This is a genomic window from Faecalibacterium sp. 7, from assembly GCF_049562865.1.
Taxonomy (GTDB): domain Bacteria; phylum Bacillota; class Clostridia; order Oscillospirales; family Ruminococcaceae; genus Faecalibacterium; species Faecalibacterium wellingii.
In genome coordinates this window covers 2,733,813-2,754,367 of the sequence record NZ_CP186911.1, presented here as the reverse complement: position 1 = coordinate 2,754,367, position 20,555 = coordinate 2,733,813, and the positions used below count along the sequence as shown (strand labels likewise).

24 protein-coding genes and 2 pseudogenes are annotated in these 20,555 nt (G+C 49.0%); 3 read left to right on the top strand and 23 right to left on the bottom strand.

Annotation, left to right across the window (positions count from 1 at the left end; genetic code table 11):
- Positions 1-4: 4 nt before the first annotated feature.
- From ACKXF7_RS13750 to ACKXF7_RS13670, 17 genes and pseudogenes are all read right to left on the bottom strand, one after another.
- Positions 5-2,611, bottom strand: a complete 2,607-nt coding sequence (locus tag ACKXF7_RS13750) for an ATP-binding protein (RefSeq protein WP_423741622.1) — start codon at positions 2,609-2,611, stop codon at positions 5-7.
- Between the two features lie 239 nt (positions 2,612-2,850).
- Positions 2,851-3,276 carry a hypothetical protein gene (locus ACKXF7_RS13745; RefSeq protein ID WP_129873419.1) on the bottom strand — a complete coding sequence of 142 codons (426 nt, stop codon included), beginning with the start codon at positions 3,274-3,276 and terminating at the stop codon, positions 2,851-2,853.
- Between the two features lie 254 nt (positions 3,277-3,530).
- Positions 3,531-4,133, bottom strand: a complete 603-nt coding sequence (locus ACKXF7_RS13740; RefSeq protein ID WP_339395627.1) for a recombinase family protein — start codon at positions 4,131-4,133, stop codon at positions 3,531-3,533.
- A 118-nt stretch (positions 4,134-4,251) separates the two neighbouring features.
- Positions 4,252-4,458 carry a hypothetical protein gene (locus ACKXF7_RS13735; protein WP_339395719.1) on the bottom strand — a complete coding sequence of 69 codons (207 nt, stop codon included), beginning with the start codon at positions 4,456-4,458 and terminating at the stop codon, positions 4,252-4,254.
- Complete coding sequence (locus ACKXF7_RS13730) at positions 4,451-4,768, bottom strand: hypothetical protein (protein WP_339395628.1); 318 nt, start codon at positions 4,766-4,768, stop codon at positions 4,451-4,453. Before ACKXF7_RS13730 ends, ACKXF7_RS13735 begins: the two co-directional genes overlap by 8 nt.
- 92 nt (positions 4,769-4,860) lie before the next feature.
- Entirely contained in the window at positions 4,861-5,148 is a 288-nt protein-coding gene (locus tag ACKXF7_RS13725) for a hypothetical protein (protein ID WP_339395629.1), read from the bottom strand.
- Between the two features lie 13 nt (positions 5,149-5,161).
- Positions 5,162-5,551, bottom strand: a complete 390-nt coding sequence (locus tag ACKXF7_RS13720) for a TnpV protein (protein WP_423741621.1) — start codon at positions 5,549-5,551, stop codon at positions 5,162-5,164.
- Entirely contained in the window at positions 5,548-7,488 is a 1,941-nt protein-coding gene (locus ACKXF7_RS13715; protein ID WP_423741620.1) for a recombinase family protein, read from the bottom strand. Before ACKXF7_RS13715 ends, ACKXF7_RS13720 begins: the two co-directional genes overlap by 4 nt.
- 103 nt (positions 7,489-7,591) lie before the next feature.
- Positions 7,592-8,122, bottom strand: a pseudogene (locus ACKXF7_RS13710) (type IV secretory system conjugative DNA transfer family protein); the annotation flags it as partial.
- Positions 8,119-8,577, bottom strand: coding sequence for a PcfB family protein (locus ACKXF7_RS13705; RefSeq protein WP_212792815.1), 459 nt, complete (start codon positions 8,575-8,577; stop codon positions 8,119-8,121). The gene ACKXF7_RS13705 and the pseudogene ACKXF7_RS13710, both read right to left, overlap by 4 nt.
- A 29-nt stretch (positions 8,578-8,606) precedes the next feature.
- On the bottom strand, positions 8,607-9,056 hold the full coding sequence (locus ACKXF7_RS13700) for a DUF3846 domain-containing protein (protein ID WP_423741619.1): 450 nt from the start codon (positions 9,054-9,056) through the stop codon (positions 8,607-8,609).
- The gene (locus tag ACKXF7_RS13695) at positions 8,980-9,180 is read right to left on the bottom strand and encodes a hypothetical protein (protein WP_423741618.1); all 201 of its coding nucleotides are present in this window, start codon (positions 9,178-9,180) and stop codon (positions 8,980-8,982) included. The genes ACKXF7_RS13700 and ACKXF7_RS13695 overlap by 77 nt, the downstream gene beginning before the upstream one ends.
- 41 nt (positions 9,181-9,221) lie before the next feature.
- The gene (locus ACKXF7_RS13690) at positions 9,222-9,461 is read right to left on the bottom strand and encodes a hypothetical protein (RefSeq protein WP_423741617.1); all 240 of its coding nucleotides are present in this window, start codon (positions 9,459-9,461) and stop codon (positions 9,222-9,224) included.
- Positions 9,462-9,471: 10 nt separating this feature from the next.
- Positions 9,472-9,942, bottom strand: a complete 471-nt coding sequence (locus tag ACKXF7_RS13685) for a hypothetical protein (protein WP_423741616.1) — start codon at positions 9,940-9,942, stop codon at positions 9,472-9,474.
- Positions 9,943-10,008: 66 nt separating this feature from the next.
- Complete coding sequence (locus ACKXF7_RS13680; protein WP_423741615.1) at positions 10,009-10,932, bottom strand: ParB/RepB/Spo0J family partition protein; 924 nt, start codon at positions 10,930-10,932, stop codon at positions 10,009-10,011.
- Positions 10,889-11,722 (bottom strand): ParA family protein, encoded by an 834-nt coding sequence (locus ACKXF7_RS13675; RefSeq protein WP_423741614.1) that lies wholly within the window; start codon positions 11,720-11,722, stop codon positions 10,889-10,891. The genes ACKXF7_RS13680 and ACKXF7_RS13675 overlap by 44 nt, the downstream gene beginning before the upstream one ends.
- Entirely contained in the window at positions 11,722-12,591 is an 870-nt protein-coding gene (locus ACKXF7_RS13670) for a DUF6017 domain-containing protein (RefSeq protein ID WP_423741613.1), read from the bottom strand. Before ACKXF7_RS13670 ends, ACKXF7_RS13675 begins: the two co-directional genes overlap by 1 nt.
- Before the next feature lie 220 nt (positions 12,592-12,811).
- Between ACKXF7_RS13670 and ACKXF7_RS13665 the strand changes: the two genes are divergently transcribed.
- Positions 12,812-13,225, top strand: coding sequence for a hypothetical protein (locus ACKXF7_RS13665; RefSeq protein WP_423741612.1), 414 nt, complete (start codon positions 12,812-12,814; stop codon positions 13,223-13,225).
- Positions 13,226-13,242: 17 nt separating this feature from the next.
- Positions 13,243-14,208: a hypothetical protein gene (locus ACKXF7_RS13660; protein WP_097770918.1), complete on the top strand. Its 966-nt coding sequence runs from the start codon at positions 13,243-13,245 to the stop codon at positions 14,206-14,208.
- A gap of 725 nt (positions 14,209-14,933) precedes the next feature.
- Here the strand turns inward: ACKXF7_RS13660 and ACKXF7_RS13655 are convergent.
- The 6 genes and pseudogenes from ACKXF7_RS13655 to proC form a co-directional block, all read right to left on the bottom strand.
- On the bottom strand, positions 14,934-15,251 hold the full coding sequence (locus ACKXF7_RS13655; RefSeq protein ID WP_339394693.1) for a type II toxin-antitoxin system RelE/ParE family toxin: 318 nt from the start codon (positions 15,249-15,251) through the stop codon (positions 14,934-14,936).
- The gene (locus ACKXF7_RS13650; RefSeq protein ID WP_270193517.1) at positions 15,235-15,522 is read right to left on the bottom strand and encodes a type II toxin-antitoxin system Phd/YefM family antitoxin; all 288 of its coding nucleotides are present in this window, start codon (positions 15,520-15,522) and stop codon (positions 15,235-15,237) included. The genes ACKXF7_RS13655 and ACKXF7_RS13650 overlap by 17 nt, the downstream gene beginning before the upstream one ends.
- 261 nt (positions 15,523-15,783) lie before the next feature.
- Complete coding sequence (locus tag ACKXF7_RS13645) at positions 15,784-16,230, bottom strand: methylglyoxal synthase (protein WP_177986569.1); 447 nt, start codon at positions 16,228-16,230, stop codon at positions 15,784-15,786.
- 428 nt (positions 16,231-16,658) lie between these two features.
- Positions 16,659-17,920: pseudogene (locus ACKXF7_RS13640) on the bottom strand (glutamate-5-semialdehyde dehydrogenase).
- A 4-nt stretch (positions 17,921-17,924) separates the two neighbouring features.
- Positions 17,925-18,701 (bottom strand): glutamate 5-kinase, encoded by a 777-nt coding sequence (gene proB / locus ACKXF7_RS13635; RefSeq protein ID WP_423741611.1) that lies wholly within the window; start codon positions 18,699-18,701, stop codon positions 17,925-17,927.
- Positions 18,702-18,708: 7 nt separating this feature from the next.
- On the bottom strand, positions 18,709-19,515 hold the full coding sequence (gene proC / locus ACKXF7_RS13630; RefSeq protein ID WP_249238512.1) for a pyrroline-5-carboxylate reductase: 807 nt from the start codon (positions 19,513-19,515) through the stop codon (positions 18,709-18,711).
- A gap of 337 nt (positions 19,516-19,852) precedes the next feature.
- Here proC and ACKXF7_RS13625 point away from each other — a divergent pair, with 337 nt between their 5' ends.
- On the top strand, positions 19,853-20,434 hold the full coding sequence (locus ACKXF7_RS13625; protein WP_423741610.1) for a TetR-like C-terminal domain-containing protein: 582 nt from the start codon (positions 19,853-19,855) through the stop codon (positions 20,432-20,434).
- Positions 20,435-20,555: the final 121 nt, after the last annotated feature.

The window sequence follows — 20,555 nt, the reverse complement described above, 5'->3', positions numbered from 1 at the left end:
TACCTCATTCTAATTGGCCATTCGAATCAAGAAAAACAACGTTATTTTTGATTTTTTGTTGGAGAGATTCTCCTATACTGCGAATCAATTCATCCAACATCGCTTTTCTTTCGGCTGAAATGAAAAGTTCATTTATCGCCTGACAGTCTCTTCGGTATTGTGAACGAAGTATTACAATCGAGGTGTAAATATTTTCCATGTGCCAATAGAAATCTGTGATTTGAGTGGATGTATGTACGGATGAGTCATATTTGGAGAGTGCACAAAGAGCTTCAACCTCCTTTTTCTTTAGTGATTTAACATTTTCTTTTAGAGTTTCTAGCTTTAGATTTTCTTCTTTTTGCGCCAACTGAAAAAATGCTGGCTTGTGAAGCATAATATCATATAGTTCGTCGTCATTGGGCGTTTCAGAACCATGACCTTTTTGCTCTTGAATTCTGAGTTCAAATGGTCGCTGAAGTCCTTCATAAGACATTAGGGCCTCACCCGGACGATAAACTGCAACATGTTCTAGTTGAATGCCACTAGCAGACATTGTGCTGCCAATCAGTTGTCGATCATCTATAGAGGTAAGTCTATGAATCAGCTTGATATTAGTATTTTTAATAACTTCAGGTGCCATAGCAGTAGGAAGCTGGTCTGCGATGATAATACCTTCGCGTAAAGCACGAACCTCTGCTAACATTTTAACGATATATGCTGTAGCAGCAATTTTAGGATTTGAATCTTGACCAGATGCTACTTGTGCTTCAGGAGCGATAAGGTTATGGGCTTCTTCGATAAAAATGATATGCCGGACAACCTTTTCTTCATCTGCACGAGGAGAGGCTTTCAAAGTTTCTCGAATGAGGGTACATAATAACAACGTAACAAAGTTGGCAGGACCTTCTCCTAACGATTCGAGTTCTACAATGACAGGGTGCTTTAGCCATTCCTCTGGAGAGAATGTAGAGTGTTTTACATCAAAAATGTCCTTCATTTCCCGACGTAGGAGACTGCCAATACGCATTTCCAGAACAGATTGAATATTACCTTGAATTTCGCTGTCATAAGTTGTTTGGCTAAGTTCTTTTTGAAAGCGATCATATAATTCCGACATGGTCGGATATTCTTTTTCCCCGGTGTTAATATCATTGGTATTCCAACCATGTGCTCGATAAATACCTTCGATAGCTTTATCCAATATAAAAGGAGCTGGTGGAGCAATCGGAAAAGCACCCTCAAAAACCTGACACAGTTTAGAGATATGTTCTGAAAGTGTGAGTCCTTTCGGGAATTCGAAGGGATTCAACCTCATAGGAAATTTTGTACTAGCTGAAGGAGAAAGAATAATTAACTCTGGAATATCATACCTAGAAAGTTCTCGATATTCACGCTTGGCGGGTTCCAAAACCAAAAAAGGAATAGGATCACTTTCTTCTTTAAAAGTGACCGACAAATTATCGGTATCATCCTTGATTAGCTTTTTATGATGCCATAGGCTATTAGCGAGATGCAGCATGGTGTTAGTTTTACCAGAGCCGGGAACACCACATATGAAAGCGTGTTTTTTGAAGGATGATGCATCGATAAAAGCGCTCAACCCATTGTTGGTTTGTCCAAGGTAAATGCCAGTTTGCTCCAACTTCGGAGCAGTTTCCTTCTTTATTTCGATATTCTCGCCATCAAATAGTATTGGAAGCCGAAAGAAAGAAGAAAGTTCATCAAGTGTATAAGCGGTTGGCCAGAATGCTAAAGAGGGTGGTAGAAGATTGCAGTAAGGCTGATTTACTTCCTGCAATTCCAACGGCGTGGCCGTACTGGGAATTTCCTGAATTTCACAAGTTCCTTCTTTGATAGCTTCTCCGCAGACAGCATCCATCAAAAAATGCGCACTACTTTTTTGGTTTGCGTAAAGTAAAATGTTGGCAAAAAAACAAGGCGATTTGGCAACATCTGATAAAAACTCTTCGTATATCCGTAGGGTTTCTTCGGCTGAGGCATCTCGCGGACGATTTTTGTTATCGGCGAGGGTGATTTGCCCACTACGGCCCAATGCTTTCTCACGTAGAATTGCGATAGGCTTTTGTAAGGCCTGCTGTGCAGTTTTATAGGTGTCACTTCCATAGATTGAAATATGATAAACCATATCCTCATTAAGAGCCTCTGCGGTTTTTTCCATTTCATAAAGACGTGACTTGGGATTGGATTTCCAGCCTTCGACTGTAAATAGCGTATCTCCTGTGGAAAGACGTGTTTGTTCTTGTTTTTTGACTAGAAGAATATTTGTAAATGATTTCCGCAAGCAAACAGGAACATCTTCAATAGGAGCAATCTTATAGTAGTCAGCTAAAGGACTTGCTTGCATAAGCGCATCTATTGATTCAAAGTTTACAGTCTGATCGGAAGAAAATGCCAAGAAAATTTGCAGACGACTCCCTTTTGGACGTTCATGAGTATAGCTAAGGAAAAAATGTAGGGTTGTATGGATTAGAACAGTATTCCTTTGCCATTGACGTAAAAAACGATTATGTCGCTCAAGAATACCATCTATACCTTGTTCACCAAGAGATTGATATTTAACTAGCTCTAAATCGGGAATGTACGGAATCTCATAGAAATGCCACATCATGGGGTACGCCCTCCGTGCAATCGAAGCAATTAGTCTTCATAACTAAGACATCCTTGGCGCTCTCTCGGATAGTAGTAAGCATCATAATGCGAACAGTACTGGCGGCCATTACTATCACGGTCATAAGGGTTCCAATAGATACATCCGTCAGAACAGTTGTGTCCGCAAAAGGCACCCGCAGGAATTTTCACAGAGGTTATATTGTTTTTGTCCATAATGTTTTTCTCCTTTTTATTGTATTAAAGTGTCAGATTCAATTCTTCGGGCGTAATAGAAAGTCCGGATAATTGATCATAAACTGCGAGATAAGGGAAAACTCCAGTATGAGGAATAACAATCGGAAAATACAACTTTTTCACATAAGCATTCATAATTGATCGAATATAGACAATATCCGCAGATGACAAGCATTGACATCCGTGCCCCTCTTTATGGGTGTGAAATATTCCTTTAAAAATAATTCCTTGAGCGTCCCAGTCCGATATTGTTTGATTCAAAAGCAATTCATTGGGAACATACTGGCAAGATTTCCTAAAAGATATTTTTCCTGAATCGACAAAAATGGTATTAATTGTGTTTTTTGATTGCCCAAGCAAGCCACCCATTTCAGGTGGAGCGGATGGAAGGTTGTAGAGCAAGTTGTACAAAGATTCGGTAATTAACACGACAAGACATCCTATAATTACAGTAGTGGAACTTAATATTATAGCTGAAAATAGCATACTCACTTTTGGGTTAGCGGTTGCTTCGAAGTGTTCTTTGAATTTAAAAGGTGTACTTTTTAAAACGATGATATATTTTCGTTGAAACTTCCAATTTCTCTTGAATTAAAGCGAGATTTGTGGCATAATGCCTTATAAAGAGTGAGCTTTGCAAAATTTTGAAAAGTACACCTTTCAAAATTTCATAAGGAGTTTGCTTAAGTGGATTTTTCAAACTGTATTGCTTTTCCATAAAACGTACCTACGGGCAAATTACAGGCTGCGGCAGCTTCTTTCAACGTAATCTTCTTATCTCGCCACGCCTTGTGAACCTCGTAGAAGTTGTCAGGGAGCGGGCGGGGAGGTCGTCCAAACTTCACACCGCGGGCTTTCGCCGCTGCAATGCCCTCCGCCTGCCGCTGCCGGATATTGGTGCGCTCGTTCTCAGCCACAAAGGAGAGTACCTGCAGCACGATGTCGCTCAGGAAAGTGCCCATCAGGTCTTTGCCACGGCGGGTATCCAGCAGCGGCATATCCAGCACCACAATGTCTGCGCCCTTTGTCTGGGTGAGCAACCGCCACTGCTCTAAAATTTCCGCATAGTTGCGTCCAAGACGGTCGATGCTCTTGATGTAGAGCAGATCGTCTTTTTTCAATTTCCGCACCAGCCGCTTGTACTGCGGACGGTTGAAGTCCTTGCCGGACTGCTTGTCCATAAAGATGTTTTTCTCCGGGATCTTCAGTTCTCGCAGTGCAATCAACTGTCGGTCCTCGTTCTGGTCACGGGTGCTGACCCGGATATAGCCATATAAATTCCCCAATAAATCGCCCCTTTCTGCTAAAAGTGAATTTCATCGTTCTATGTAAAACGGGCAAAGCATCCCTCCTGACGCTTTGCCCGTTGTTCTTTATTCTACCATAGCAGATCGGTTATCGCTCTCAAAATGCCCGCACCGGCTGGATAGCCAGCGCAGCGCCCCTAACCTGATACGTCACCCCACCGGCTTCGCCCCTTGCATTCCTCTGGCACACCTTCGGGTGCTGCGATGCAAGGGCATCAAGCTGCTTCTGTAAGGCAGGATTCAGCGTAAACACGCTGTTCGTTCCGTCCTCACTGGCGTAGATCATGGTTTCCAGCTTAAACATCGTCAATCAGCTCTTCCTCCTCAGATTCGTCAAAGACGGTCGGCCCCCAGTCCTCGTCCTCCTCGATGTCCCGTGACATTTTCTGCATCATGGTATAATGCTCCATCTCGGAACGGACAAAGTAGAACATCTGGTCGTACCAGTCTGCCAGTGTTTCGTCCTCCAACTTCCGGCAGAAGTCAAGCACCAGCTTGTTCTGGTCGGGGTCAACCGTCAGCCCGGCAACTCCGCACAGCCGCTTGCGAGTCAGTTCCAGATCGGCGCAGCCATAGGTGTAGAGCAGCTTTTTTTCTTCAAACGTCATTTTCATAGGCTTGTACCTCCGTATTAAAAAAGGGCCTGCCCTGTGCAGACCCGATGTAACAAAAAGACCGCCGTGCATTGCGCAGGGCGGTCTTGAACTCAGGATTGGAGAAAATCCCGGAGTTCCTCAGCGAAAAAGGAGATTTTGGCGATAGCAGCTATCGTTATGTAAGGCAGGACGAAAACCACAAATGCGGTAATCAGCATTTTCAGGACTTCGCCGCCGTCTGCCAGCTTCATGATCCAGCTTGCCAGAGCCACGAAGAAGAACAGTCCCGCCAGCAGATTCGTTAGGACAGTGGAGAAGGTCGTGAGGAAGATGCCCACCCACTGCGCCAGAAGCAGCGGGAGAAGGGCAAGTTTCAGCATCGGCTTCAGCACAGCCATCGTGGGCATCTCCTTATACAAAAATCAGCTCAGACTTGATGATTTCCTCGGCACGGTTGCGGATGCTGTTCATCCGGCGCACCCATTCCAGTTGATCGGCAGCTTTCAAAGCTTCGGTCACGCCCTCAGACTCCTGCATCTGTTGGACGGTCAACGCAAGCTGTTCCTCGGCCTGCTTGTCCAGCTTGGCAAGATAGCCGCTCAGCTCACCGGACAGGAGCAGTTGATTGTACCGGACAGGGTGCTGCGCCTTCAGGTACGTCTTATGTAAGCGGCCCCACCGCCCGGTGGGGTGTTGCTCTGCCGGGGCTGCTGCGGTCAGGTTCGGCAGATAGTGGTCGTTGACAAGGGTGTAGTCCAGACCGTTGGCGTTGTCATGGATAGATTTCTTCAGTTCGTTCATGCGGATTCTCCTTTCATCTCTTCAGGCGTTTCAAAAGACGGTTCAAATTGAATGGGGACTGTATCAGCAGGCTCCTGTTGAGCCAGCTTTTTATTTTGGGCATACTTGCGGCATCGTTCACGGCCTTTCTGCAAGAGGGCTTCGTACTCTGCTGCCGCCTGTGGATCAGTTTTAGCCGCTTCACGCAGAGCTGCACGTTTCTTTTTGCGGTTTTCCCCGGAAGTTTTCTGATATTTCTTGCGTTTAGCAAGTTGCTGCTCTGTAAGATTTTTCTTGTCACCGTGGCTGATTTCAATTTGACTAGGAAACGTATCACCGATAAAATTGAAGTAGATGTCGATTTGCTGCTGACGGTAGATCGTCCGCCCGCCGGATGCGGAATGAATCACCACTTTTTCTACCAGTTCGTACAGCATTTCATCTGTCAGCGTTTCACAGTCCTTGTATTTCCGAATCAGTCTGATAAAGCGTTTCAGATCAACCTTCGTTGTTTCAGCGTTGTCCAGTTCTTTCTTCAACTCGGCAATGCGAGCTTCGCAGACAGCTTGTTCCTCATCATATTGTGCCATCAAACGCTGATACTGTCGTTCTGGGATTTTTCCTAAGACGCTGTTTTCATATAGGCTCCGAATCAAAGCATCCAACTCGTCCATTCTTTTTTGAACTGAATGCAGTTCTTTTTTACTCTCGGAAGATACCTGTGTGTTTTGGTTTTCCCATGCAGCTTGAAGCTGCTCGGCAAACTCATCCTCATTTTCAATAATTTCTTTTGTCATCGCTTTGATTGCATTGAGAATAGTGGCTTCAATGGTTGAGGTCTTGATAAAATGGGATGTGCAGGAAACGTACATATTGCGGTATTTGCTGCATTGCCATGAAGAATCCGAATCATACACCACATCAGAATCCCGATGTTTGGATTCGGGGCTGGAAAAGCTCATTCGGGAACCACAGTCAGCGCAGAACACCATCCCGGCTAAACGGTGCGAGTATGTTCCGCTCGGAAGTTTTTTCGGATTTCTCTTGCGCAGACGCTGTGCTTTATCCCATGTTTCTTGGTCGATGATAGCTTCATGAGTGTTTTTGAAGACGATCCTTTCTTCCGGGGTTGCAGCACGGCGCTTTTTCAGTTTGAAGTTCTCACGGATACTTTTACATAGCACTGTATGGCCGAGGTATTCCTGCCGGTCGAGGATATAGGTCAGCGTTGTTGTATTCCACCGATAGGGGTCGTGGTACGAATGGTGCCGAGCAGATTCAGGATGATACCGTTCTTCATATGCAGACGGAATCAGCACTTTTTCGTCCGAAAGCGTCTGGCCGATTTGTGCAAGACTGGCACCGCTGGCTGCCATATCGAAGATCCTGCGGACAACGGAAGCTGCTTCCTCATCTACATGAAGGGTTTGCTTATCGCCGGGAACCCGCTTATAACCGTAGGGAATACTGCCGCTACACCGTTTGCCATCCTGCATCCGTGATTTGAAAACGGCACGGATTTTATTGCTGGTATCCTTGGCGTACCACTCGTTCATGATGTTCAGGAACGGAGTAAAGTCATTGTCCGTGGGATTGGCACTGTCAACATTATTGTTGATAGCGATGAATCGAACACCCTTTGATGGAAACTGAATTTCTGTGTAAAATCCAACTTCCAGATAGTTTCTTCCAAAGCGGCTCATGTCCTTTACAATAACAGTTGCAATATGCCCGGCTTCAATTTCGGCAATCATGGACTGGAAGCCGGGACGATTGAAATTTGTTCCGCTGTATCCATCGTCCGTAAAATGCTGGATGTTGTTAAAGCCGTTTTTGCGAGCGTAATCTTCCAGATACTTTTTCTGATTCAGAATGCTGTTAGATTCACCTTGCAGTTCATCATCTCTGGAAAGCCTTTCGTACAGTGCCGTGATTTTTCCTTGGTTGGATTTCGCCATAGTTTCACCTTCTTTTATTTTTAGTGGGAACACGATATGTAACAAAGATACGATATTTTTCTAACTTTGTAAACGCATCTTTGCTTTATCCTTGATAATTATAACCCTTCGGATCGGTGACCACATAGGAACTGTGACATTGTAAAAGGTTGGGCTTGAGCCAAAACCGGGTCTTGCCGCTGCCGGAGCCGCCGACTACCAGCACGTTTTTGTTCCGAGCATTCTTCGGATCAGGTGGGCGGTTGGACATCATCAGGCGTTCTGTTTTGGTGAGGATGATATTGTCCTCAAACTTCGGAGCCATGAACGGTTCGATATCTTTGGGTCCGCCCCACCGGGCAGAGCCGTGCTCCATGCCATGGCGGTACTTCTTGGCGTTTTTGCCTTTCAGGTAGACCGCCAGCCGCATTCCAGTGCCGCAGCACAGACCAATGAACAGGTCAAACGGGTGCAGACTGGGCAGTGGATTGGCAAATGCAGCCGGGAGCGTATCCATCAGCGATACGATTTTATCGCCCAGTTCTTTGCCCACGGCCAGCCGCCACGCCTCGCCCAGATTGGTTGCCAGCAAGCCAATTACCACAACATAGGGCAGATAGAGTGCCAGCAGCTTGGAAAGTTTCTTTTTGCTCATAGGCCGCGCTCCTCCTGCTTGTGCCGCACTTTGTCCGGCAGATTTGCAACGGACTGCGCCAGATCATGCAGCTTTGCCAGCACGGAAGGACGCTTGGTTTTATCCAGCACCGATGCCGAATATTCCTTGAACGCTGCGCTCAAGGCATCCGTGTCCTGTGCCTTGAAGTAGACCAGATACCGGGGTGGCTTGCAGGACAGGTCTTTCTGGATGGAGTAGTCGATGTGATACCGCTTGGCATAACGGTCAAAGTCCTTGATGCCAGTTTTCTGGATCTCCACATTGGTCACGCCACGGTTCTGCCGCACCAGCCGCTTCATGGACTGCTTGCCCTGCGAAGCGTGCTTGTCGTACTGCCGCAGCAGAAACTGCATCCCGCGCAACAGGGTGCGGGCAGACAATTTTGTGGTCGAGATGGCAAGGTTGACCGTCTTATGCTCGATTTCTTCCTGCATTGTCACCACCTCCCTGAGAGAACCTCAGCTTAACGGTCATGTTCCACCGGGGGCTTGCTCACAGCCTTTTCTGCATCACTCCGAATCGATTCATCCGGCACCGGAATGACCATCAGGCGACGCCCCAGAGGGAGAAAGGTTTCGGGTTGATGAAATTCTTCTTCGTACTTCTGCGCCAACTCCGGGGAGAGCGATACAAAGTCCTCCTCTCCCAGCCCCACCACCAGAAAGGTTCCGGCAATGACATCGTACATCAGCCCGTCCTCGTCCCACAGGGCACGGTTCAGGGGCAGACCCGTGAGCTTTGCGTCATCGTTATAGACGATGGCGACCGGGTCATCAGCAAAGGGGTAGCTTGCGCCGATGGAGCCACCCACAGCCTGCTGCAAGGCTTTCAGGTCGTTATCGATCTCGACCTGCTGCGGATACTGTCCCGGTGCAATTTTCAGCACCGACAGAGTATTCTCCTTCTGTTCCATTATCATCCTCCTCGAATTTGATAGTGATTTCCTGCCCAGCACGGGCGGCGTTCAGCAGAGCTGCCACAAAGAAGCCGAAAAAAGCGCCGGCTTCAAAAATGACAAACGAATAAATTAAATTCATAGCGAACCTCCTACATTGACTGAACTGTGAGAAGAATCCTCTCAGGGAGGACGGGGAGCGCAAGACGCGGTGACGGTATGCTTAATGGAAACATTGGCACGAGTGTGCGGTGCGGCATCGGTAGAAAAATAGTCGTACAGAGCATCCCGCAGAGAATGGAAGCAACGAGCATGGTAGTCGTGCAGACGGAGAACTAGAATCTTCAAAACATCAACGGCAGAGCAATAATAGTCCTCCGTGACTTCTGCGAAACTCTCATAGCGGGTCATTTCAGTATCCATACTGCACCTCTCAGTCAATGCAGATGCAGACCATCTTCTCGCGGCCAGCCATAAGAGGGACGCTGTTCTCGCCCAGATAACACTGAATCAGGTACAGGTCGGCGGTGGTAAGTGCAACAAAGTTGCCATCAGCGTCGTAGCGTACAAAGATGACTGCGCCGGACAGGTAACGCTTGCCAGCCAGTGTAATGAGCTGGCGAGGATCGTAGCAGAGTGCCAGCGGCACATCTTCGCTGATGCTGTAGCAGGAATCTGCTTCATCGAAGCAGGGCAGATAACTGCGAACGTTCTCCAGCGGAGTGATGGTCAGTTCGATCTCCGGGGCAATCACGGCGGCGTAAACTTCATCATCGCCGAGCTGCCGCTCCAGCACATCGCTCATCTTGTTGAAGAAGTCGGTCACAGCATTGTCCATGTGGCTGATCTTCTGGTTCATGGCTTCGATGGTCTTTGCGGTCTTGAGATCAATGGTAGTGTTCATAGTGTTTTTTCTCCTAATTTTTGCAAAAAAGAAAGACCCGGTTGGGTCTTACATTCAAAATGTGTGTTAGCGTTCATTCTGCCGCTGCTGTTTGCGTTGCCACTGATCCAGTAGCTTGATGATGGTGTCCTCCATCTGTTTCGGGGTGTAGCTGCGGGGAAAGTATTTCCGCAGGGTGTCGTTTTTGATGACCACCTTGTCCAACTCGTCCTTTTTTTCTTCTCCCATAACGGCAAAGGCAACGTCATACGAGAAGTGCCCTTCCTGCGCCAGCTTTTTGAGCCGCTGCGCTTGGGAAAGGGACGGCGCATTCTGGGTGTCCTCCATGGCTTCTAAAAAATCCCGCTGTTGGCTTTCGTCCAGATAGGACAATTCCACAGCGGGATTGAAGGCAATTTTCTTTTCATCCACCATGTCCAGCAGTTCAGGTACAAGATTGGTCAGGCGAATATAGCGTTTGACATTATCCTTACTCATGCCCACTTCTTCACCGATTTTCTCGGTGCTCAACTTCGGTGCAACTTGCACTGAAGTTAAATCTGACCTAGCACCTTGATTTTTTAGGGCTTCCAGCTTCATTTTGTAGGCGAAAGCCCTTTCACTGGGCAGGATGTTCTCACGCTGGAGATTGCTGTCCACCATAAGCAAAACTGCGGCATCATCATCCATCTGACGGACGATAACTGGCAGTGTATCCAGCCCAGCAAGCTGTGCAGCGTGCTGACGGCGGTGCCCGGAGATGATCTCGTAGCCACCTTCCGGGCGTGGGCGGGCGATCAGCGGAGACAGCACACCGTACTGCTCCACGCTTTCCACCGTGCGCTGCATGGACTCATCATCCAAAACCTTAAAGGGGTGGTTTTTAAAGGGGAACAATTCCCCGATGGGGATCTGCTGCACCTGTTCCCGCTGCTGTTCCTGCCGGGATTCTTCCGTGGAGAAAATGTCATCTGCCCCTTTCAGCGACACGTTTAAGCTGCCTTTCGGCATTCGCCATCACCTCCCTTGTCAGAGATTTATAGGCTTCTGCCACCTTGCCTTTGGGGTCGTGCTGGAAAATGCTCTTACCCACGGCACTGATCTCCGCAGCACGGACAGATCTAGGAATGGTCTGGTCGAACACTTTAATCCTGCTGCCGTAGGCACCTCGAATCAGGTTGTCGATCTGCTGTCCATAGTTGGTGCGGCTGTCAGTCATGGTCAGCAGGATGCCCTCGATTTTCAGTTTCGGGTTGATCTGCCGTCGGACCTTCTGCACGGTCTGCAAAAGCTGTTCCAAGCCTTTCGCAGACAGGTACTGCGCCTGCACCGGAATCAGGGTGGTGTCCGCCGCTGCCAGTGCATTCACGGTCAGCATCCCAAGGGAAGGGGTGCAATCTAGCAGAATGAAATCGTAGTCGTGCTTTGCGCTTTCCAGCACCTGTTTCAGCATCTTTTCCCGGTTCATGCAGTTGACAAGGGAAACTTCCAGCCCTGCCAGTTCGATGTTTGCCGGAATCAGGTCAACACCCTCTGCATGGTGCAGGATGCCCTCACCGGGTGGAATACTCTGGTCGTTCATGGCCTTTACCATCAAGGTGGAAAGGGTCGTGGGCAGTTCATCGGGCTGCTGCCAGCCCATGCTGATGGTCAAGCTGCCCTGCGGGTCAGCGTCCACCAACAGGACTTTTTTACCTTCCATCGCCAGCCCGATGCCTAGATTTTCACAGGTGGTGGTCTTGCCGGTGCCGCCTTTCTGGTTGACGATGGCTATTGTGGTTGCTTTCTTTGAAATTTTCATCACCTCCGCATCGCTAAGTCGTGGTTGGTTTGGTTCTGATAGAAAAGCTGCATCGTGGTGGGTGCATTATACAGAGAAGCAAGCAGGTATTGTTTCATGTTTCGGATCGGGCTGCTGTTCTCTGCAAGGCACTTCAGCACAAAGTGGATATGGTCAGCGTTCAGCTTCATAAAGCGACTGCGCACCACCTCGGCGGGCTTATCGTCCCCGGCAATGCGCAGCAGCTTGCGGTTGGTAGCGCAGGTGTCCACCAACAAATCTACGATCTGATAGATGGTATCCTCATCGTCCGGACAAAGACGGAGTAGAAGTTCTACCTCCAAAGACTGAGAAAAGTACTCTTTCAGTTGTTCGCGTTTGCTCATCTCATCTGCTTCTTCTGAATAGAAAGGATACGTTTCACTCTTTTCAGTATTATTTTCATCAGTCTTATTACATCGTGATTTTGCAGGGTCTTGACTTGCGCTTTTGAAGCCTCCAGAATCGTGAAAATCACGATTTTGGAATATTGATTTTGACGATTCTGCTGAAAAGTTCTTCACATACACCAAACTTGGCTTTCCCAGACCTCTGCGTTTTCGTTCAATCAAACCAAACTTTTCAAGTTCCCGGAGCAACTTGGTTGCTTTGTTGTCTGCGCAACACAACGCCCTCTTGACATCCTCAATGGTGAAGATGATGAACACCCGGCCCTGCTCGTCCAGCCAGCCATTTTTGACGGAAAGGCTCATGCGGTCAAGCAGGATGCCGTACAGTGTTTTGGCATCGGTTGACAAAGTCTGGAACTGTGGCTCCTGAAACAGTGCTTTGGGGATACGGTAGAAAGCGAAAAGCTCTCCGGCTTGTCCATAGAAGTAATCAAGGGTCATGTTGCAGTACTTTGAAATAGTGGCAATACGAAATTGACATTGGAGAGAACCTCCTTGCGATAAATTTGCGCTTTTCGGCTTACAAACAGAAAAATTTGTGGTATGATAAAATAGAAAAGAGCAATAGTAGAATATGGTTTGCCTCTGAAAGAAAGTAAATTCAAAAAAGAAATGATATATCAATAGAATTTAAGAAGTCGGAAAGGAAGATTCGGATAGAATGAAAGCGTCTGTAATGCTCGAAGTCCCTCGTGAATATCAAGAGGCATATCGTTCCTTGAATGAGTGTAGAGAAATTGATTATCAGGTGATGTCTGCGGATAACTTCACAGCTGAAGACATTGTAAGCATTTATGTTCTGATAACAGCAGACCCTGTAGCGACAGCAGTTGTGAGTGAAATGATAGTTGAGCTTCTTAAAAAGATCACCCATGAAGTGCTGATTCGATTGAAGAAAGCAAAAGAAAAGCAGAAAATAGAGAACAGTTCTGAGACACATGTAAGGCTTTTGACCCGTGAGACACCGCTTGAAAATGGAGGAGTCCAGATTGAGCGGGAAGTCATTGTAAATAAACCACTGGATAATGATCATATTTGTGAGCTGATTGATAAACTGGTAAAGCTCGATAAATAAAAAGAAGGTATTTTCACATGGAAAATGCACATGATATGCGATTCATTTTCTATCACAAGCGGAACATTGATGAGGGAAGAGATAGCGTATATACTTTTGTGAATATGCTGGAACAGGCGCAGATTGATGTTGTAGACAGAGCTGTGTTAAAGCATTCATACGAAGAAGAAGATTTCGTAGATGAAGAAATGCTGCATTTGATTCTTGAGACACTTGATATTCACATACCAATTCAGTATACACCACGGTGCAGGAGGACGATGAATGCTGAAGCATATGGACCAACTGAGCCGGGAATTTTGATTGACGAATTGTTTGAGTATACGATTATTTCGTTTCTCTTTACGATGTATTCTCTTGCATATGACCAAAGCGAAGAAAATACGATACGCTGTATGAAGAATTTTTACGTGATTGAAGATCTTCAGCGGAGACAGCACCAGTTTGGAACGCATAATCAGGAACAACTTTATCGGATGTCGATGTTACCAGAAAATTTGATACACACAGCAATGGACAATTACTGGACAATTTGGACGTTTGTTGTGGGACACGAGTTGTATCATCTTATGAATCCAGAGGATCAGGAAGGAAAAAAGACCGAATTTCGTGCGGATCGATATGCGTACCAGTTACTTATTAAGCTTATCATGAAGCAGAAGGCAGGAGAAATCCCGGAACAATTAAGGGTTTTCTATGAATGTCAGTATTTGGCACCAGCTATCTTGTTTGAAATGTTTCGTCTGTTTGATGTATATTCAGAACTGAGAGGTTTAGAGGTGAACCTATCAAGCCATCCAGCTCCAATAGAACGGCAGAAAAATATTTTGGAGTTGTCAGACACAGATGTTCCGGAGGAAATGGAAACAAAGGATGGAAACTTGCTGCTGAACTGTATTTTGGACAGTAGTGAAATGGCTGAAAACTGGCTGCGAGATAAAATTCGAAAAGGAAAACTGCATCCATTGGATACACTTGGATAAAACAAGCCGAAATTTTCAAAGTTACTGCAGCTAACAGAAAATCTTACACGGTTGTGTCAAGGGCTGAAACCGACAGTGACGCAGAAACATTATAAAACCTCCGCTGAAAAAATTTTTATTGAGAAATGAAAAAGGCGCAACTTCGATTTTGCAGGTCGAAATTGCGCTATGTAATTAGAAATGGAAAAATATTGCCTTGCTCTAGTGCCATAAATTGCACGAAACATCTTGACAGCAAGTATATCTGACTGTAGAATACAATTCAATAAGTCTTTGCTCTTTGAAATTGTCTTTATTGCTGGTTGGATTCCAAGGTCAAATTACACTTTTGTGGAAATAAAACGAATCAACGCCGAATATCGTTCATCCTCGCACCTTTGTGTGGGGGTGCGTGAGTGCGTGGTTCGGGAGAGCGCTTGCATGGCATGCAAGAGGTCACCGGTTCGATCCCGGTATTCTCCACCAAAAAAGCACTGTACTTCGTAGGAAGTATGGTGCTTTTCTTTTTGCTGAAGCCGGTTTTTGGGGGCTGCATTGCTTCGCCTGCACCGTTTTCAGGCATTTGCAGGCGGTTCCTATACAACCCCCAGCTTTTGACTTTACACCATTTTCAAAAAGGACTGTTTTCCGCCCGTTTTTTCAGCAGGCTGCTGCATCATCCCCCTCAATAGACGCAGCAAAAGGCGGTGGTCTCCCACAATAAGGGAAGCCACCGCCTTTGTTGATTATCGGATAAGCCAGCCGTAATCCTGTCTGCAATCTACCACATAATCTGCATAAACCGTATTATCTACGATCTGGAAGATGAGCATATAGCGTTTTTCAAACAAGATGAACCGGTAAGCATTTTTAGGAATGTATTCGCCTCTGAGCCACGGGCAGCGCTGCGGCATCTGCTCCAAAGACTTTGCAGCCTTTTCAAATTCGACTGTAAGCCGCTCTGCTGCCGCAGGACTGACCTGTGCCAGAAATGCGGCGTGGGACACCAGCATCTGAGCGGCCCGTGCTGACACGATCACGCGGTATTTATTTTGCTGCTCCATGTCCGGCGGCCTCCTTGATCGCGCTGCGCATCATGGAAGTGACCTCATCAACCGAATAGCCCTCGCTTCCACGCATCCGGTCCTCTTCCACGGAAAGCAGCTCTTCACGGAGCTTCAGCATTTTTTCCCGGCGGTTGTAGGTTTCGATGTCCATGACGACCAAGTCACCCTCGCCGTTCTTGGTGAGAAAAATCGGCTCAGCGGTTTCTCTGCATAAATCAGCAATCTCGTTGTAGTTTTGGCGAATCGCTGCGGATGGTCGGATATTCATAAAAGCACCTCCTGCTCCTGTGTGACCCGTAATAGTAAAATTCTAATTATATTATACCCATATTGTGCAACGAAGTCAATGCGGACGGTTATCACTTGATTCTCCGTTTGCTGACTTTAATCCGAATATTCATTTGTGGTTTCCCACAATTTCAGCTTACAAAAAAATGAGATAGGCGACCCCTTCCGGGGAAGTCTATCTCATCTTTCGTAGGAGGCTGTTGCAGCAGCCTCGCTCTTTCCCAATACTCTATACACAAAATCAGGCAGTCACACGGCGGGGCATAGCTGCGGGCACTGGCTCCACAAGGGCCGGATGCATTCCCTCTCGATAATCCAGATCACCCTGATCCAGACCGCGCAGCAAAACCTCTGCGGTGGCAATGTTGGTGGCAATGGGTACGCCGTGCATGTCGCACAGGCGGAGCAGATTCTGCTCCGTGATGCTGGAAGCGTCTGCCTTCAGCGGGTCGCGGAAGAACAGCACCAGATCCACCTCATCACAGGCAACGCGGGAAGTGATCTGCTGCACACCGCCCAGTTTTCCGGAGAGATAGCAATGTACCGGCAGACCGGTGGTCTGTGCCAGCATCCGTCCGGTGGTACCGGTGGCAATGACTGTGTTTTTGGACAAAATGGCACTATAAGCAGTACAGAACTGCAGTGCAAGCTCTTTGCGGGAATCATGTGCAAGAATGGCGATCGTCATATTGCTCTCTCCTTTGTTCCAAGTATAGTGTTGTGTGTGACGAGCAACTTTCTCGTTGGAAAGTGAAATGAAGTGAAATCGTTATCAAATCTTCCAATATAGTTTTACCGCATCGAAATAGGGGTTGTCAAGGGGATTCTTGTACTTTTTACAAAACAAAATGGAGAAAGTAAGACTATATCTTTGTGAGAAGTGCATGAAACTGGGATACATTCATCCATATCAGGGAACGATTTAAACGGGCCTGATGAAAACAAAATTCAAAAATTGTATTTTAAGCAAAAACAGTCTGCCTGGGTGAAACAAAAATACAAGCTGACACAATTTGCACCAGCCTGTATTTGAAAAAGCTTTTCAGATCCTTTTGCTAAATGATGAATTGAATGGAGAAATCGCTCACTCCCGATCTTCACACGCGGAAGGTGGGTTCAGCGGGTCTGTCCATCGCCGCGGATGATATATTTGTAGCTGCACAGCTCGGCCAGTCCCATGGGGCCGCGGGCGTGGAGCTTCTGGGTGGAAATGCCCATTTCGCACCCAAGGCCAAACTCGCCGCCATCCGTAAAGCGGGTGGAGCAGTTCACATACACAGCGGCGCTGTCCACAGCAGCGGTAAACAGATCCGCGTGGGCCTGTGTCCGGGTCAGGATGGCCTCGCTGTGGCCGGTGGAATGCCGGGCGATATGATCGATGGCTTCCTCCACGCTGTCCACCACTTTGACGGCAAGGATATAATCCAGAAACTCGGTGTCAAAGTCTTTTTCGCCGGCAGGCGTGCCAGCGATTATGGCGGCGGCGCGCTTGTCAAGACGAAGCTCTACCGGATGCAGACCCTTTGCAATGCGGTCCGGGCCAAGCCGCTGGGCCAGACGGGGAAGAAACTCCCCGGCAATGGCAGAGTGCACAAGGCACACCTCCTCGGCGTTGCAGACGCTGGGGCGGCTGGCTTTTGCGTTCTCGATGATGTCCAGTGCTTTGGAAAGGTCGGCAGTGTCGTCTACATAGATATGGCAGATGCCGGTGCCGGTCTGGATACAGGGCACCTTGGCGTTCTCCACGCAGGCACGGATGAGCCCTGCACCGCCGCGAGGATCAGCAGATCCACATAGCCTACGGCGGTCATCAGAGCGTTGGCAGAGGCATGGGTGGTGTCCTCAATCAGGCAGACCGAAGTCTCGGGCAGACCGGCCTTTTTCAGGCCCTGCCGCAGAACGGTGACGATGGCGTTGGCACTGCGCCAGGCCTCCTTGCCGCAGCGCAGGATGCAGGCGTTGCCGCTTTTGATGGCAAGGGCGGCGGCATCGCTGGTCACATTGGGACGGCTCTCGTAGATGATGGCAATCACACCCATCGGTACGGCGGTCTTTTCGATCACAAGGCCGTTGGGGCGCTCTACCCGGTTCAGCACCCGGCCCACCGGGTCGGGCAGAGCGGCTACCTCGCGGATGCCCTGCGCCATGGCTTCGATGCGCGGAACGGTCAGAGCCAGACGATCCAGCATCACATCGCTGATGTGTCCTTTGGCAGCAGCCATGTCCTCGGCGTTGGCGGCAAGGATGGCAGACTGGTTCTGCGCATCGCGTAAAGCGTCCGCCATGCCCAGCAGGGCTGTGCTGCGGGCAGCGTTATCGGCCAGTGCAAGGGCGCTTTTGGCGCTGCGGGCCGCTTCCAGAATTTGCTGTGTCGTCATAGGTTCAGTCCTCCTTGTGGCCGGTAAAGCGGGTACCTGCGGGCTTGCCCGCGGCAATGTCATACAAAAGTTCCGGGTGTGCACCGTTCGCAATGACCATGTCGGCACCGCTGCCGGTCACCATGCGGGCGGCGCGCAGCTTGGTGGCCATGCCGCCGGTGCCAAGGGCGGAGCCCGCGCCATCGGCCAGTGCCATCACCGCAGGGGTCATCTCCCGCACCAGCGGGATGAGCTTTGCATCCGGGTGAGTGTGGGGATTGGCCGTGTACAGGCCGTCGATGTCGCTCAGCAGTACCAGCAGGTCGGCCTGTGCACAACAGGCCACGATGGCCGCCAGTGTGTCGTTGTCGCCGATGGAGGTGATCTCATCGGTGGCAACGGTGTCGTTCTCATTGATGATGGGCAGTGCACCCAGCTCCAGAAGGCGGGACAGGGTGTTCTGGAAGTTCACCCGGCGCTCGGTGTGCTCCACGTCCACGCCGGTGAGCAGGATCTGCGCCACAGTGTGATTATAGGCATTGAACAGACGATCGTAGGTGTACATCAGCTCACACTGTCCCACAGCGGCACAGGCCTGTTTGGTGGAGGTATCCTTTGGGCGGGTCGGCAGAGAAAGCTTGCCTACGCCCATGCCGATGGCGCCGGAGGACACCAGAATGACCTCATGGCCTTCGTTTTTCAGGTCGCTCAAAACCTCGACCAGCTTTTCGGTGTGGCGGATGTTCAGCCGTCCGGTGGCGTATGCCAGAGTAGAAGTGCCTACTTTCACAACGATGCGCATGATTCCATTAACCCTTTCCCATTTCCTTAGTCTTATTGTACGAGGCGATGACGGCATCCATCACCGCACCGCGCAGGCCGCGCTCTTCCAGCACGCGCACGCCCTGAATGGTGCTGCCGCCGGGGCTGCATACGGCATCCTTGAGTTCGCCGGGATGCTTTCCGCTTTCCAGAACCAGCTTTGCGCTGCCCAGAACCATCTGTGCGGCATATTCCTGCGCTTTGGTGCGGGGCAGGCCGCAGGCCACACCGCCGTCGGCCAGAGCCTCAATAAACTGGTACACCCATGCCGGGCCGCAGCCGGAAACGCAGCTGGCAGCATCGATCAGACTTTCTGGCACGGCGTCCAGACGGCCCGCGGGAGCCATGATCCTGAGGAACGCTTCCTCTTCTTCTGCGGTAACATTGGAAGAGCAATACTGGATCATGCCTTCGCCCACCGATGCCGGGGTATTGGGCATGATGCGGATCACAGGAAAGTCCTCACCGGCCAGCTCCTGAATGCGGGCAATCGAAAGGCCTGCTGCCATGCTGCACAGCACAAAGCGCTTGGGGCGCTCGTCCAGCGTGAATCTGAGCGGCTCCAGCAGTGCTTCCATCATCTGGGGCTTCACGGCCAGAAAGATCAGGTCGCAGTCACCGGCCACCTCAGCATTGGTGGCTGTTTTGCAGCCCAGTTCCTTGGCCAGTGCCTGCGCCTTGGCCGCAGTGCGGTTTGCCAGAAAAACTTTCTTAGGGTCAACAGCTTTGCAAACGGCACGGGCGATGGCTCCGCCCATGTTGCCGCAGCCCAGAAAACCAATGGTATCCATCATAGTTTGTACCCTCCCTCAAAACGGCACTTAATTCACAGCCGTCTGCTCCCATTCTAAGCGCAGAGGAATATAAAATCAAGGGCCTTTTCCGCTTTTTTGCCAGAAGAAGCCGCTTTTGCAGGCATTGCACACCGCCGGAAGGGTCTTTTGGGGGAAGAAAAATGGCTCTTGAAGCGAGAAACTGCCGGAGTGAAACACAGGAAGTCGTTTTTTGTTTACAAAATGGACAGAATCAATGCTTGCAATCGGGACGGCTTTTGCGGTATTATAATGTACAAAGCTGCCAATCGCCGTACGCAGCGGGAAAAATTTCTACGGTCGGGAAAGGAAGGTTTTTGTGTCACAAACAACGAAGCGGGCACTGGAAGCATCGCTGAAAAAGCTGCTGCTGGAAAAGCCCCTCAATAAGATCACGATCAACGATATCACCGAGGACTGCGGTGTGAACCGCATGACCTTCTACTACCACTTCAAGGATATTTACGATCTGGTGGACTGGATCCTGACGGAAGATGCAACCAAGGCGATGGAAGGCTGCCAGAGCTTTGATACATGGACCGAAGCGTTTCTGGACATCCTGCACCAGATCCGGGATAACAAAGCACTGGTGCTGAACGTATACCGTTCTGTGGGCCGTGAACAGGTGGAGCAGTATCTCTACAAGCTTCTGGACCCCATGCTGAAGGAATTTGCGGATCGCGAATGCCACGATATCACCGTGCAGGACGATGACAAGCAGTTTGTGGTGGATTTTTACAAATATGCGCTGGTGGGCGTGGGGCTGGAATGGATCCGCCGGGACATGAAAACGGATCCTGCTTTGATGGTAGAACGTACGGGACGGATGCTGCAGGGGGATCTGCGCCGCGCGTTATGCCGCCTTGCCAGCAATAAGATCCATCTGGAACAGGACGGCTGAACCGGAAGAACGACAAAATTTTATCATAATCTGCGCCGTGATGGGTTTTCTATCACGGCGCTTTTTCTGTTTATGGCGCACGTTTGTTAAAAATGGTATGATGTCGGCAGCAAAAGAGATT